Source organism: Fructobacillus sp. EFB-N1, from assembly GCF_001038455.1.
GTDB lineage: Bacteria > Bacillota > Bacilli > Lactobacillales > Lactobacillaceae > Fructobacillus > Fructobacillus cardui.
Window position 1 is genome coordinate 14,116 of record NZ_LDUY01000023.1, and the last position, 15,452, is coordinate 29,567.

Genomic DNA, 15,452 nt, shown 5'->3' on the forward strand with positions numbered 1-15,452 from the left:
GATGAGTACCCAACAAACTAACCCAATGGCAAATGAGCCAAGCCCAGATATGATCGCTGAAAAGCGGATTTATGCCGATTGGGGTCTAACAGACCATGAATACGATTTGATTGTTGACCACCTTGGTCGCCGCCCAAATTATACCGAAGCCGGTATTTTTTCCGGAATGTGGTCAGAACACTGTTCTTACAAGAAGTCAAAGCCTGCTTTGCGTAAGTTTTGGTCGAAAAACGAACGTGTCTTACAAGGACCTGGTGAAGGTGCCGGTATCTTAGATATTGGTGACGGCCAGGCCGTGGTCTTTAAGGCCGAGAGTCACAACCACCCTTCCTTTGTCGAGCCTTATGAAGGGGCTGCGACTGGTGTTGGTGGTATTTTGCGCGATATCTTCTCGATGGGTGCCCAACCAATCGCCGTTTTGGATTCTTTGCGCTTTGGTCAATTGGACAATGCCAAGACACGTCAAATCGTTGATGGTGTCATCGCCGGCATTGCTGGTTATGGCAATGCCATTGGGATTCCAAACTTGGGTGGGGAAATTGCCTTTGATGAATCTTATGCAGGAAACCCACTGGTAAACGTGATGTCAGTTGGTTTGGTTAACCAAAATGAAATGAAAGTTGGTCAGGCTAAGGGATCAGGAAACACGATTATCTACGTCGGTGCCAAGACTGGTCGAGACGGCATCAACGGTGCCAGCTTTGCCTCAGCCGAATTTTCATCAACAGAAGAATCCGACCGTTCAGCTGTTCAGGTTGGGGATCCTTTCTTGGAAAAGTTGGTCATGGATGCAACGATTGATGCCATTAAGAAGTACGGTAAGAGCATCATTGGCATCCAAGACATGGGGGCTGCTGGCTTACTGTCATCAAGTTCTGAAATGGCTTCAAAGGCTGGCACTGGAATCGAATTGAACCTTGATTTGGTTCCACAACGTGAAGCTGCCTTGACGCCATACGAATTGATGTTGTCTGAATCACAAGAACGGATGTTGCTTGTTGTCCAAAAGGGCGAGGAACAACCAGTGATCGACCTCTTTGAAAAGGCCGGTTTGGATGCCGTTGCAGTTGGAACGGTGACAGACGATGGTCGTTACCGCTTGAACTTCCACGGTGAAACAGTCGCTGATGTGGATATTGACTTCTTGACGAACGCACCTGAACCAAAGTTGGCCCAGGAAGAACCTGCTCGTTTGAAGGAAGCTAGTGCTAGCCAATACCAGCCAAACGTCGCAGATGCCAACCAGGTCTTGCTTGATCTTTTGGCACAGCCAACGATTGCCTCAAAGGCAAGCCTTTTCCGTCACTTTGATTCCCAAGTCCGCGCCGATACGGTTGTCAAACCGGGTGGGGATGCCGGTGTTACACGGATCCGTGGCACGAAGAAGGCCTTGGCCATGACGACCGATGTTAACAGTCGTTACGCCTACTTGAACCCCTTTGTTGGTGGTCAAATGGCCGTGACCGAAGCTGCCTCAAACTTGGTCACAACCGGTGCCTTGCCAATCGGGATGACTGATTGTTTGAACTTTGGTTCACCTGATAATCCAGAAGTTTATTATGAATTACACCAGTCAGTTGAAGGAATTACGGATATGGCCAAGCGCTTGAATACTCCTGTGATTTCTGGAAACGTTAGTCTTTACAACGAAACTGACAACAAGGCCATCTTGCCAACAGCCATGGTTGGAATGGTTGGTTTGATTGCTGATAACAAAAACATTACTCGCGCCGAATTCCAAAACGATGGCGACCAGGTTTACCTGGTTGGTACTATCGGGGATACCTTTAACGGTAGCGAAATTCAAAAGATGCAGACTGGTGAAATCGCCGGTCAATTGGCTGATTTTGACGTTGACGCTGCTCAGGCAAATCAGGACTTTGTTTTGCAGGCAATTGACGCCGGTCTGGTTACCAGTGCACACGATTTGAGCGAAGGTGGTTTGGGCGTTGCTTTGGCTGAAGCAACCTTCCCAAATGACTTTGGTTTGCAAGCTGATTTTGCAGGAACGACTGCACAATTGTTCGCAGAAGTGCCAGGACGCTTTGTTTTGTCCGTACCAAGCAAACAAGCAACCGCATTTGAACAAAAGATGACCGAAACAAAGGCAGTGGTTGCTAAGTTGGGTCAAGTCACGAAGGATACAGTCATCGCTATCCAAACAAAGGATGGCCAAGTAACGGTTGACCAAAAGGCCGCCAAGGCAAGCTATCAAAACGCGATCCCGCAATTGATGGCTGAATAAGGAGCACACCAATGAATCAATATGTGAATGAAGTGACCGAACAAGCGGCTTACTCATCATTAAATGAAGAATGTGGCATCTTTGGTGTCTGGGGTCGTGATGATGCGGCCAATTTGACCTACTATGGTCTGCATGCGTTGCAGCACCGTGGTCAAGAAGGCGCCGGGATTGTTGCCAACAACAAGGGTCACCTTTGGCAGGAACGTGGTATCGGCCTTGTTGCCGAAGTTTTTGCTGACCCACGTCGCTTGGAAGCCCTGAAGGGGCGGGCAGCGACTGGTCACTTGCGTTATGCAACTGCCGGGGCGCATGGAATTGAAAATATCCAACCCTTGATGGCTAATTTTCATGATATGCAATTGGCCTTGGCCCATAACGGAAACTTGACTAATGCGCAGACTTTGCGCAACCAGTTGGAAGAAGATGGGGCGATTTTCCAATCCTCATCTGACTCTGAAATTATTTTGCACTTGATTCGTCGGTCACAGGCCGAGACCTTTGATGAAAAAATCAAAGATGCCTTGAATCAATTGCGTGGTGGCTTTGCTTTCTTATTGCTAACACCACACGCCTTGTATGCCATGTTGGACCCACACGGCTTCCGACCTTTTGTTATCGGTCAAATGCCTGATAACGGTTCTTACGTGGTCACGTCTGAAACGGCTGCCCTCCACGTTGTTGGAGCAAAGTACGTGCGTGATGTGCAACCTGGTGAATTGATTCGAATCGATAAGGATGGCATGAACATCACTCATTACACGGACAAGACGACGTTGAACGTCGACGTGATGGAATACGTTTACTTCGCCCGTCCCGATTCTGATATTCACGGAATCAATGTTCACCAAGCGCGGAAGCGAATGGGGGCTGCATTGGCTAAGGAACAACCAGTTCCTGGTGCCGATATCGTTGTTGGGGTGCCAAATTCGAGTTTGTCTGCAGCTAGCGGGTATGCCGAAGGCGCCGGACTACCAAACGAAATGGGCTTGGTCAAAAATCAGTATATTGCTCGGACATTTATCGAGGCTACCCAAGACAAGCGTGAACGCGCCGTACGGATGAAACTGTCAGCAGTTGAAGCCGTCGTTCGGGACAAGAATGTTGTCCTCGTTGATGACTCCTTGGTTCGAGGTACAACTTGCCGCTACATTGTCCGGATGCTGAAAGAAGCTGGGGCAAAATCAGTCCACGTTCGAATTGCGAGCCCAATCTTTAAGTACCCAGCCTTTTACGGGATTGACGTTCAAACCCGGGCCGAATTGATGGGAAACAACCATACTTTGGCCGAAATGACCGAATTAATTGAAGCGGACTCACTGGAATTCTTGAGTAATGATGCCTTGGTGGCATCAATTGGTTTGCAGATGCCAGATGGTGAAACCGGCTTAACGACTGCCTACTTTAGTGGTCATTACCCAAGCCCAATTTATGACTACAGCCCAGAAATGGCTGAAGCTAAGGCAAGCGGTGAGGTAACTTTTGATGAAGAGCCAACCAGCTTGTATGTTCCGCAGAATCCAGCAGAAGATCAGCGAGTAGAAGGAGCAAATTAAATGGCAAAAAAGCACAACGCTTATGAGGCTGCCGGGGTTGATATTGAAGCGGGTAACCAGGCTGTTGACTTAATGGCTGACGCCGTGCAAGATACCTACACACCAAACGTTGTCTCCGGACTAGGTGGTTTTGGTTCTGTTTACGCCCTTGATGCGGGCTTGAAGGAACCGGTCCTGATTTCCGGCACTGATGGGGTTGGAACGAAGCTTCTCTTAGCAATTGCCGCTAACCGGCATAACACGATTGGTCAGGACTTGGTTGGGATGGTCGTGAATGACATCTTAGCTCAGGGTGCCAAGCCAGCTTTTATGCTGGACTATCTGGCCGTCGACAAGATGCGACCAGCGGTTGCCGCCGAAATCGTAACTGGCATTGCTAAGGCGGCCAAGGAAGCGCAGATTGCCCTTGTTGGGGGTGAAAGTGCCGAATTGCCAGGCTTGTACCAACCTCATCACTATGACCTAGCCGCTTTTGCGGTTGGTGTGGCCGAAAAAAGTCGGTTGCTACAAAATGAGAATGTCCAGGTTGGCGATGTTTTGATCGGTTTGCCATCCTCTGGTGTTCATTCCAACGGTTACTCCTTGGTTCGCCAGGTCTTGGGTATCCATGATGATGCCAACGCCTTCAACGACTTGCCAGATTACTTGCAAGAAGAAATCTTGGCACCAACGAAGCTGTATACCAACGCTTTGTGGCCATTGGTTGAACAGGGCTTGGTTCATTCAGCCGCCCACATTACGGGTGGTGGCCTGGTCGAAAACTTGCCACGAGCCTTACCAAAGAACGTCCAAGCAAAAATCAGCTGGGGCACATGGCCAATTTTGCCAATCTTTAAGAAGTTGCAAGAGGCTGGTAACTTATCCCTCGATGATATGTTGTTGACCTTTAACAATGGCTTGGGCATGGTCTTGATGGTGCCTGCTGACAAGGCAGATGCTATTTTAGACCAGTTAGCAGAACGCGATGAACCAGCTTATCGGATTGGTGAAATTGTGCCAGCTGAAGCAGATCGTGAAGAGGTCTTCTTTGAGGGGGATGCGCCATGGCCAGCCAAGTAAAGCAACGAAAGGCCCGGTTGGCCGTTTTTGCTTCTGGAACAGGAACTAATTTTTCTGCCTTGCAAGAGGCAATTGTTGACAAAGACTTACCGGCAGAAATCGTTTTGGTTGTTGTTGATCACCAAGATGCGCCGGTTATCGAGCGCGCAGCAAAGTGGAACATTCCGGTTTTCAAGGTGTGGTATCCAAGCTATGAAAATAAGGCGGCAGCCGAACAAGCGATTGTGGCCGAATTACAGGCACACCAAGTTGATGGTATCTTGCTTGCCGGCTATATGCGCATTTTGACGGAAACACTGCTTTTTGCCTTTCCACAAAAAATTGTCAACCTGCACCCGGCTTTGTTGCCAAAGTTTCCTGGTCGCCATAGTATCCTAGATGCTTATGAGGCCGGCGTTCGGCAAACGGGTGTGACTGTTCACTTCATCGACAACGGTATTGATACTGGACCAGCAATTGCCCAGCAGGCAGTGCCACGATTGCCAGAAGATTCACTGGAAGATTTGACTGAACGAATTCACGCAGTTGAACATGAACTTTATCCAGCAGTATTAGCTGATTTACTAGAAAAAGGGGTATTTTTACAATGAAACGGGCCTTGTTAAGCGTTTCCGATAAGACAGGTTTGGTAGACTTTGCCAAGCAATTAGTAGCATTAGACTTTGAATTGGTTTCAACTGGTGGCACACACAAGGCATTGGCCGATGCCGGTTTGGATGTCATTGGGATTGAAGATGTTACGAACTTCCCAGAAATGTTGGATGGCCGTGTCAAGACGTTGCACCCCCGCGTGCACGGAGCTTTGTTGGCCCGTCGTGACTTGCCTGAACACATGGCAACTTTGAAGGAACATGACATTACACCAATCGACATGGTGGTTGTTAACTTGTACCCATTCAAGGAAACGATTTTGAAGCCTGACGTCACCGATGCGGATGCCATTGAAAACATTGATATCGGTGGCCCATCAATGTTGCGTTCAGCAGCCAAGAACTTTGCTGCTGTTTTGCCAGTCGTTGATCCAACGGATTACGCAGCAGTGATTGCCCACTTGAAGAGTGGCGAAGATGACCAAAAGTTCCGCCGTCAGTTGGCAACGAAGGTCTTCCAACACACTGCTGCCTATGATGCCTTGATTGCTTCATACTTGACTGACAAGGAATTCCCAGAACAGTTGACGATTTCTGGTGAAAAGTTTGATGACATGCGTTACGGGGAAAACCCAGACCAAAACGCTGCCGTTTATACAAGTGCATTGCCTGAAAAGTATTCAATCTTGAATGCTGATATCTTGCATGGTAAGCAATTGTCCTACAACAATATTCGCGACACTGATGCAGCCTTGCGCATTATTGCTGAATATGATGAAACAACAGTCGTAACGGTTAAGCACATGAACCCAGCCGGGATTGGCCAGGGCGTAACAATTGAAGAAGCTTGGGACCAAGCTTTTGCTGCCGATGATATTTCAATCTTTGGTGGTATCGTTGCCTTGAACCGCGAAGTTGATTTGGCAACTGCCGAAAAGATGCACGCGATTTTCTTAGAAATCATTATTGCCCCAAGCTTTACCAAGGAAGCTTATGAAGTCTTGGCCAAGAAGAAGAACTTGCGTCTTTTGACTTTGCCATTCACAAAGGATGTGCCAAACCACACTGAAGTAACTTCTGTCTTGGGTGGCTTTGTTGCCCAGGACCGTGACTTGTTGTCCGAAACGGAAGCTGATTTTAAGGTCGTCTCAAAGGCACAACCAACTGCCGAACAGTTGAAGGCAATGGTCTTTGCACAAAAGGCTGTTAAGCACACGAAGTCCAACGCCATTGTGGTGGCCCGTGATGGCCAAACGTTGGGTGTTGGAGCCGGTCAACCAAACCGAATTGACTCAGTAAAGATGTCAATCGAAAAGGCCAAGGCAAAGCCTGGCTTTGAAGATGCTGTTTTGGCATCTGATGCCTTCTTCCCAATGGATGATTCAGTGGCGTATGCCGCTGAAAACGGCATCAAGGCAGTGGTAGAACCTGGTGGCTCTATCAAGGATCAAGATTCAATTGATAAGGCTGATGAATTGGGCTTGGTTTTGGTCTTCTCAGGTCGTCGTCACTTCAAGCATTAAGCAAGAGGAACATTCGCTATGGCAAAGGTATTAGTAATTGGTTCAGGTGCGCGTGAACATGCGCTCGCCCAAACATTTTTGAGAAGTCCCAAGGTTGATGAAGTCTTCGTGGCTCCTGGGAACGATGGCATGCAGGAAGAAAACTTGACTCGCTTACCCATTGGGGCAAACGACTTAGACGCCTTGGTGCAGGCTGCTCAAGATCAACAGGTCGATTTTACCTTTGTCGGCAACGAAGATCCTTTGATTTTAGGGATTGTCGACCGCTTTGAAGCCGCCGGCTTGAAGATTTTTGGTCCAAAGGCTGTTGCCGCACAGTTGGAAGGGTCAAAGACCTTTGCCAAGGAAATTTTAACTGCTAACCAAATTCCAACGGCCAAGGCCGTCACAGTGACAAGCCAAGACGAAGCAAAGACAGCGATTGCTCGCTTTGATTGGCCAATGGTCTTTAAGCTTGATGGTTTGGCACTCGGTAAGGGTGTCACGATTATTGAAGACCAGTCGAGTGCTGATGAATATCTGCAAAGCCTGTATAAGAAGGACCCAACCGCTAAATTAGTGATTGAGGAATTCTTAAACGGTGTTGAATTTTCCATCTTCTCTTTGGTTGGTCAAGATGGACAGGTTGTCCATGCGCCAATGGCACAGGATCATAAGCGTCGCTACGACCATGATCGTGGACCAAATACCGGTGGAATGGGCGCTTATAGCCCACTTTCTTGGTTGCGTCCAGCAGATGCCAAGCAGGCAGTTGATGAGTTAGTAACACCAATGTTAGCCGCTATGGCTGACCGGGGCACACCCTTTACCGGTGTCTTATATACCGGAGTAATGCTCACCGCAGCAGGACCAAAGGTGATTGAGTTCAACGTTCGCTTTGGTGATCCAGAGGCCCAGGTGGTCTTGCCTCAGCTCCAATCTGATTTTTATCAATTAATTTTGGATTTGTTAGCAGGAAAAGAGCCAGAAGTACAGTGGCAAGAAGACGATGTCTACTTAGGGGTTGTATTGGCAGCGCCGGGCTATCCACAGGCACCCGAGAAGGGTGGCGTGGTGCCAACGGCAGCTGATTTGTCACCATTGACGGTTAATTACGCTGGTGCTAAACTTGCTGAAAATGGCTTGGTCGCTAGCGGTGGTCGCGTGGCCACAGTTGTTGGTCATGCCAAGGACACGGTAAGTGCGCAAGCCTTAGTATATGATGTTTTGGATAAGATCCATGGTGACTTAGTTTACCGTCATGACATCGGTCATTGGGCGGTTGACTTAGCGAAAGAATGAGGATGTGCCAGTGAAAACAGATATCGAAATTGCACAAGAAGCGGTTGTTCAGCCAATTAGCGAGATTGCCGAAAAAGCAGGCTTGCAGGCGCATGAAATAGAGCCTTACGGCTATGATAAGGCCAAGATTAACCTGGATAAAAGTGTTGATCGTAAATCAGAGTTAGGTAAGCTGATTTTGGTAACGTCGATTAATCCAACACCGGCTGGTGAAGGAAAGTCAACTGTGACGGTTGGCTTGGCGGATGCTTTAAGTTTGGCTGGAAAAAAGACTATGATTGCCTTGCGGGAACCTTCCCTTGGCCCAGTGATGGGTCTCAAGGGTGGGGCAACTGGTGGTGGTTACTCGCAAGTGATTCCAATGGCTGATATTAACCTGCATTTTACTGGTGATTTCCACGCTTTGACGAGTGCTCACAATACACTGGCGGCAGCGCTGGATAATAGTATTTACCAGGGTAACCCATTAAAGATTGATTCACGTCGCGTTTTGTGGAAACGGGTTTTGGATATTAATGACCGTGCTTTGCGTCACACGACGATTGGTCTTGGTGGACCGACTTCAGGTGTGCCACGCGAAGACGGCTTTGATATCACGGTCGCTTCGGAATTGATGGCCGTCTTAACCCTCTCAACTGATTTGCAAGACTTGAAGAAGCGAATTGAAAAGATTGTCGTGGCCTACAACTATGATAAAAAACCGGTCACTGTTGCTGACTTAGGTGTGGCTGGTGCCTTGACCGTTCTCTTGAAGGACGCGATTAAGCCCAACTTAGTTCAGACGTTGGCCCACACACCAGCTATTATTCACGGCGGTCCCTTTGCCAATATTGCTCAGGGAACGAACTCCGTTTTGGCAACAAAGACGGCCTTGCAACTGGCGGACTACGTTGTTACGGAAGCTGGTTTCGGTGCAGACCTTGGTGGCGAAAAGTTTATGGACATCAAGGTGCCAAAGCTCGGCAAGGCACCCGATGCGGTCGTGGTTGTTGCGACCGTTCGTGCTTTGAAGCACCACGGGGGCGCCGCGCTAGCTGATTTGAACCAGGAAGACCTAACAGCCTTAAAGGCTGGTTTGGAAAACCTTGGTCAAAACATCAAGGCCATGCAACGCTATGGTCGTCCAGTTTTGGTGGCGGTGAACCGGTTCACGGCTGATACCGACGCTGAAATTAGTATGATTGAAGACTTTGTGGCGACACTGGGTGCCCAGGTCTTCTTGGCTGATGTTTGGGCCCAAGGTGGTGCTGGTGCCAAGAATCTTGCCCAGGCCGTGGTTGAAACCATTGACCAGGCGGATGCTGATTTTACCCCACTGTACCAAGAAGATGCGCCTGCATTAGAGAAGTTGCAGGCCATTGTTGAAAAGATTTATGGCGGCGCAGCTGTCGAACTATCTGCTAAAGCGGAAAAGCAATTGAAGGACTTTGCGCAGTACGGTTGGGACAAGTTGCCAATCGTGATGGCGAAGACGCAATATTCGCTTTCTGATGATCCGAAGAAATTAGGTGCACCGAAGGACTTTACGGTTCATATCCGTGAGTTCGTGCCCAAGCTAGGTGCAGGGTTCTTAGTTGCCCTGACTGGGTCAATTTTGACCATGCCTGGCTTGCCAAAGCATCCGGCTGCCTTGGACATCGATATTGATGAAAACGGGCAGATTATTGGCTTGTTCTAATGATCTGAATGATAAAAGTAATATGAACCTCAGAATTGAGACAAAATTCTGAGGTTTTTTTATGAGTCAATTTACGAATCAAGATAAAGTTAATATGTATTTTATGTGGGGGAAAAGTCATCTAAGCCCGCGTGAAATTCACGAAAAAAGATGGTATTGATCTATCGACTGTTTATTATATCATCAGGTTTGCAGAAACTCATGGTGTTGATGTCTTAAAAAAATCTTACACAAAGTATACGAATAAAAAAGTTTCTTGCTGTTAAAGAAGACCTTTCTGTACATGAAGTGGCAGTTAAGTACGCCCTTTCTGATCGTTCGTTATTAAAGAAATGGGTGCACAAATACAAAAAATGATTATACTATCGTTACTAAGAAACGAGAGAGAAAGAGTCATAGCCGGCAAAACAACCGAACAGTTAAAGCAACAAGTTCGAGAATTCAAGAAAGAAAACCAAGCCTTATAAGAAAAGAACTTGAGGATGTGCACCATCAACGAATATATATAAAATTAGATGCCCTATTGGACGAACGAATCGAACGCGAAAAACAGGACAAGCGGAAGAAATAACCCAAGCAGTAATCCAACTTCTTCTCTTATAAGGCTTGGTTTTCTTTCTTGAGCTTGCGATTTTCCGCTTCGAACCGTTCTTTCTCCTGATTGATCATTTGGATTCCGTCCTTTTTTCTTAGTAACGATAGTATAACCGCTTTCGCGAAAAGAGCGAAGCCAGTTGTAAAGACGTCCGTTACTTGGTAGGACGTACTCAAGTGAGACGGATTGTATTGACCGATTGGAGTTGAGAGCCTTTCGCATAATTTCAAGTTTCAAATCATTCGAATGGAACTGATAAGAATGATCTAAAACGGATAAACCGTGTTCTTCAATCAAAGCAATTAAGTAACTAACATGGCTGTAATTAATTTTGTATTTTTGAGCAATTCGTTTCGAACTATGATGCTGATTTTTCCAAAGATAATAAATATTAATTTTATCTTTTTTTAATAATTTGGACATAATAAAAACCTCGAAATTTGGTTTTCCAAATTTCGGGGTTCATATCAAAAAAATATTTAGACGGAACCTTTTACTTTTTAGTATCGGTTCCTTTTTTACTTTACAACACTAAAAAGTAGAAAATATCTCATTTTAAAAGATTGGTATTGGTTAAAATGATTTGTTACTAAGATCTATATTAAGGTCTTAGAAATTCATAATGACCATCCTTATATACTCGATAAACTTCACTTGGCTCATTATTATTAGACAAAACTTCAACGTCAAAAATATTTTCATTGCTATTGCCAAATAATTTATCAGTTACCCCTTGATAGCTATCGTTCTTATTTTGACCTGGGAGACTCTGTACCATACGAATTGCTTCCTGACCATTAGCAACTGGATGACTACGACCTAGCTCTTCTCGTTGTTGTGATGGAGGTACTGTTGAGTTGGTATTTGGACTAGGCAAATTCGAAATCATATTTGCATCACTCCCAGTCTCTGCTGATGCAGAACTTTGATCACCAATACTAGTCATAGTATCGCTATCTTGTAATGTTCGACCATTTCTTGAAGATGCATCGATTTTTTTCCAACATAATGTCCTGACTGAGAAGAACTAGTTCTTAAAACTAGGAAAGTTCCTGAAACAAGAACTAAAAAAATAACAACAATTGTGACTACCTTTTTCATCACATCTCCATCCATATTAAAATGATACTTATTCTAAAAAACTTTAATGACAGTCTATCGGATTGAGAATGGATATGCAAGAAAAGCCAACACTACGACTTATCTATCTGAGACAAAGTCGTCTCCCTTCGTAATCACCGCTACTTAACATAACGTACCTTATTTTTTAGTTTTTGAGCAGAGATAACCTTTAGGTAAAATCTCAATATTTAAGAATTCATAAGGGCTTCCCAAGGTATAGCCAAGAGCCATCGCTTTGGTCAAGTCGCATGTATCGTTTAAAGAGCATTCTGCCCACTCTCCCGTGTTATTATGGGTAATTTGTTGTAGGACTTCCGCTCTGAGCTTTAAACGTTTCTCAGAGCATCCTAGGGGCTAATCTAGGAACCATTACTTTTGCTAATTACTTGCAGGGCGAGCTAACCCATGTCCAATTATTCATTGCCCAGTTAAACACTACGTTAACCTTTGGACGGAACAACTGCCTCCCTCCTTACGGGTACACGCCTGTCCCGTATCAGCCTTATAGGGTAACGGCCCTAAGAAAAGCAAAAGCCGTCACAGTAACTAAAAAGGAGACCGCCTAGCAATTGCTATGCGATCTCTCAATGTCTTTTTTGGTTGATTTATTACTTTTTTGACTGTAAAATAATCTACATAGGGAAACCCCAAAAGTGAAGAATAAAATACATGGCGACTGGTGCTTTCAGTTACTGTGCAGACCGTTAGTTACTCGCCAAAGTAATTAGCGGTCTTTTTCGTATTCAAATGTTTTAGCTTTCGCTGATAATCCAATCATAGCATATCCAAACAAAAAAATAGGTCGAATTGTATTCCGGTCTATTTTTATTGTCCAAATATCCTTTGCCCAAAAACCTTGTTTTGGTGGTTCAATTTTTTTAACTCATGCAATTCATTTGTTAACTGCTCGGATATTGGTTGACTCATAAGTTGTAATTTTTGATTATTGATTAACTGTTCATTCAATTGGTTAATTGTATGATTTTTAGCTCGCAACTCTTCCCTAAGCACACTGACAGTGTCACGTTTTGAAGTGTCCACTTGACTGTCAACCTTGACACTTTTATTTGGACGTTTTTTTTAACAGCGACAGTCCTTCTTTTGTAAAAGATAATCATCCTTTAAGATTGTTTATTTTGAGCCTTTCATATAGTGTTTGTCGGCTTATTTTAAGCTCTTTTGAAGGAGCTGTTAAGCTGTCAAACGATTGTAAACTATCAAGTTTCTTATTGCCCATATTGACAGTATATCATTTACAAAAAATTGACACCTATTTGAAAAGTGTTCGGCATTTTAAACAAGTTATTTCTTTGTTCAAAAGTATCTATGCTCATTCTCCCTGGGGGCCGAACCACCAATGAATTAGTTAATCGTAAGCTTCGTTATTTCTTACCAAAGAAAAGTTATTTTAGGAACGTATCGGAGCAGCGTTTATATGAAGCCGTTGAACTTATTAACAAGCGGCCATTGAAATTACATTATTATCGAACACATTGGAAATATTTGCGGATTCGTTCGAATTAAAATTGTCAAACTTGTAATCTTACCTACAAAAAATGCCAAATACGTGTATAATTAGACAGATAAATTAAATTTACGATACAAATGAGGGGGTGCTATGGAAGTAAAAAAATATAAAATATACAAATCTGGAAAATTTTTAATCACTGGTGCCATAATGTTTTCCGTTACTCTATTGGTAACTGGATACCAAGCAAGCGCCAGTGATCTAACAGAATCAGGAACTCCTCAACAAGTAACTAACCAAACAACTGGGACATGGGGAACAGCAACCTTTACTTTTGATAACATTACTGGTGTTCTAACAGTAAGTAATGGAACTATTACAACAGATAATAATCCTTGGGGATCAAATGGAAAATTGAACGCTGATGATATTAAAGAAATCCATATTAATGGAAATGTTGTTGCGCCTAAAATTTCTTCTGGTCTTTTTGCTAATTTAGTAAATCTTACAAATTTTAGTCTTGATAATGGTGCAAAATTTGATACAACTCACACCATAACAATGGATAATTTCTTCTTAAATGATACTGATTTGGTTACAGCAGATGTAAGTACTTTTGACACAAGTAACGTAACAAATATGCAGGCATTGTTTTACAGAAATTACTCATTAGTTAGCATCAAAGGAATTGGAGATTGGAACGTCCAAAACGTTGATAACATGGCTCTAATGTTTACACATACACACAGTCTGAATAATTTATCTGTAGCAAAATGGAATGTTTCAAACGTAAAAAACATGAATAAAATGTTTTGGGAATATGGGGGTGTTGATGGAGGAACTGACAAAACCCTAGATATTTCTGGAACATTTTCTCAAACTACGAGAAATGTAACTGATATGAGTTATATGTTTTGTGGTTCTGTTAACTTGGTTCACATTAAAGGGATTGATCAATTGATAACGGAATCTGTCAAAGATTTTTCTTACATGTTTAATGGGGACTCTTCACTCTCAGGCATTGATGTTTCAGGTTTCAGCACAAAATCAGCTGAAACATACCAAAATATGTTTAGTTGGACAATTTCAAACAATGAATTAAACTTAACAAATTTTGATACGCGTAACCGGAATATAAAAGATATGTTGTCAAACCTTTACTATGAGTACGGTAATACTACATATGGTACAAGCAAAATCACACTTGGTGATAGTACCATTCTGAATTCAACTGTTGGTCTTTTAGATCCCGTAGTGGGTGATTTGCGAACAACGGACTCTAAAAAGGTCACCTATGCTAATTGGCGTAGTGACAACAATGATGTTAAAACGTCCACACAATTAATGGATGATACTATCCATGCTGGCGTATGGCAATGGAATACTTACTCTTCCCCTACTATTGCAACAGACACAAAGACTGTTAAGGAAAATATTCACTATCAGTACGCAGATGGCCAGCAAGCCGCAGACACGTATGAAAAGAACGTTACCTTTAGTCGTCCTGTATACACTGATGCTGTCACTGGTGAAGTAACCTACGGTGCATGGAGTGCTAACCAAGACTTTGCTGCTGTACAAAGTCCAGTTTTGAAGGGTTACACGGCAGACAAGTCTGAAATCGCTGCTCAAACAGTGAATGGCGATTCAAAGGACTTGGACTTCACAGTCACTTATACAAGAGATGCAACAACTACCCCTGTTAATCACGATAAAACGGCAACGCCATCACTTCCTGAATCAAATGGTACTCATCCAGCTATATCAGGAAATACTAGTCCTGATGTCTTTATGCCGTCACTAACATCTAAACAGCATAACGAGAGTCGCGTATCAAAATACAATCCCCTGCCAGATACAAGTAAAAAAGAACAACACAACAGTATTGCAAGTCTTATCGGTCTTACTGCTGCACTTTGGATTCTTGGGGTTCAGCCATTATCGTGACAAGAAAAACTAATCTTGTTGCTAGTTAACATAATGCCCGTTAACCAAAGTAAAAAAACTCAGTCCCTGAGTGTTGACCTGTGCCCTGAAAGTTGCATAACTTTCAGGGTTTTTCTTATGACTAAATTTTCTAAAGAATATAAACTACAAGCCGTTAAAAAGACTATCAAATATGACTTGTCTGCTAATCAAGTTGCTCATAAATACGGCTGACAAACTTATGAACGTTTGATGCTCATTGCTGCATACGAAGCCCATGGATCAAAGATCATTTACGAGCCACCACAAGTAACACCCGAATTTCGGTTACGATTGACACTTTGGGCCATCAAGCATGATGCGTCTTATGTTCAGGTGGCTCGTAAATTTGGTTATACCAATATTTCTTCCA

At 44.1% G+C, this 15,452-nt stretch carries 10 protein-coding genes; 8 read left to right on the forward strand and 2 right to left on the reverse strand.

Going from position 1 to position 15,452, the window contains the following annotated elements; genetic code table 11:
- Position 1 precedes the first annotated feature (1 nt).
- From purL to FEFB_RS06355, 7 genes are read left to right on the forward strand one after another with little or no spacing between them, the layout of a single operon-like run.
- Entirely contained in the window at positions 2-2,245 is a 2,244-nt protein-coding gene (gene purL / locus FEFB_RS06325; RefSeq protein WP_082131936.1) for a phosphoribosylformylglycinamidine synthase subunit PurL, read from the forward strand.
- A gap of 11 nt (positions 2,246-2,256) precedes the next feature.
- Positions 2,257-3,798 carry an amidophosphoribosyltransferase gene (gene purF / locus FEFB_RS06330; protein ID WP_047975400.1) on the forward strand — a complete coding sequence of 514 codons (1,542 nt, stop codon included), beginning with the start codon at positions 2,257-2,259 and terminating at the stop codon, positions 3,796-3,798.
- The gene (gene purM, locus FEFB_RS06335; RefSeq protein ID WP_047975401.1) at positions 3,799-4,857 is read left to right on the forward strand and encodes a phosphoribosylformylglycinamidine cyclo-ligase; all 1,059 of its coding nucleotides are present in this window, start codon (positions 3,799-3,801) and stop codon (positions 4,855-4,857) included.
- Entirely contained in the window at positions 4,842-5,447 is a 606-nt protein-coding gene (gene purN, locus FEFB_RS06340) for a phosphoribosylglycinamide formyltransferase (RefSeq protein ID WP_047975402.1), read from the forward strand. The genes purM and purN overlap by 16 nt, the downstream gene beginning before the upstream one ends.
- On the forward strand, positions 5,444-6,970 hold the full coding sequence (gene purH / locus FEFB_RS06345; protein WP_047975403.1) for a bifunctional phosphoribosylaminoimidazolecarboxamide formyltransferase/IMP cyclohydrolase: 1,527 nt from the start codon (positions 5,444-5,446) through the stop codon (positions 6,968-6,970). Before purN ends, purH begins: the two co-directional genes overlap by 4 nt.
- 18 nt (positions 6,971-6,988) lie before the next feature.
- Positions 6,989-8,251 carry a phosphoribosylamine--glycine ligase gene (purD, locus tag FEFB_RS06350; RefSeq protein WP_047975404.1) on the forward strand — a complete coding sequence of 421 codons (1,263 nt, stop codon included), beginning with the start codon at positions 6,989-6,991 and terminating at the stop codon, positions 8,249-8,251.
- 10 nt (positions 8,252-8,261) lie between these two features.
- Positions 8,262-9,929 (forward strand): formate--tetrahydrofolate ligase, encoded by a 1,668-nt coding sequence (locus FEFB_RS06355; RefSeq protein ID WP_047975405.1) that lies wholly within the window; start codon positions 8,262-8,264, stop codon positions 9,927-9,929.
- A gap of 520 nt (positions 9,930-10,449) precedes the next feature.
- Here the strand turns inward: FEFB_RS06355 and FEFB_RS06360 are convergent.
- Both FEFB_RS06360 and FEFB_RS06365 read right to left on the reverse strand, forming a co-directional pair.
- A complete protein-coding gene (locus FEFB_RS06360) occupies positions 10,450-10,947 on the reverse strand; it encodes a helix-turn-helix domain-containing protein (RefSeq protein ID WP_053068959.1) in 498 nt (165 codons plus the stop codon).
- A gap of 178 nt (positions 10,948-11,125) precedes the next feature.
- Positions 11,126-11,470, reverse strand: coding sequence for a hypothetical protein (locus FEFB_RS06365; protein ID WP_047975406.1), 345 nt, complete (start codon positions 11,468-11,470; stop codon positions 11,126-11,128).
- Between the two features lie 1,794 nt (positions 11,471-13,264).
- On the opposite strand from FEFB_RS06365, the gene FEFB_RS08290 reads away from it, so the two are divergent.
- Positions 13,265-15,061, forward strand: coding sequence for a BspA family leucine-rich repeat surface protein (locus FEFB_RS08290; protein ID WP_053068960.1), 1,797 nt, complete (start codon positions 13,265-13,267; stop codon positions 15,059-15,061).
- Positions 15,062-15,452 lie beyond the last annotated feature (391 nt).